Origin of the sequence: Psychrobacter sp. W2-37-MNA-CIBAN-0211, assembly GCF_040309405.1 — a bacterium.
Classification (GTDB): Bacteria; Pseudomonadota; Gammaproteobacteria; order Pseudomonadales; family Moraxellaceae; genus Psychrobacter; species Psychrobacter glaciei.
Genome location: NZ_JBEOOU010000654.1, coordinates 1 through 229, shown reverse-complemented (window position 1 = coordinate 229; position 229 = coordinate 1). Strand labels below are relative to the sequence as shown.

The following is a 229-nucleotide window of genomic DNA, read 5'->3' as shown; positions in this document are numbered from 1 at the left end:
ACAATGAGCCGTACCGAAGACTGTTATCGATTATTCTTGCCAAAATAAAATCGACTAATAGCCATATTCAAAGCAAAGGTAGTGATAGCGAGGCTGAAAAAGATGCTTACACCAATCCGCAAGAATTGTTAGAAGATTTACGCATCATTCGGAAAAGTGTCAATACTCACGATACGGCACATGGCGAAGGCTTATTACTTGATATGATTCGTTTGGTCAAAACCTGTGG

The 229-nt window shown here is 39.7% G+C and carries 1 protein-coding gene; it reads left to right on the top strand.

Features of this window, described 5'->3' with window-relative positions:
• The coding region (locus AAEY72_RS16640; RefSeq protein WP_352311823.1) for a phosphoenolpyruvate carboxylase at window positions 1-229 on the top strand (229 nt) is incomplete at both ends.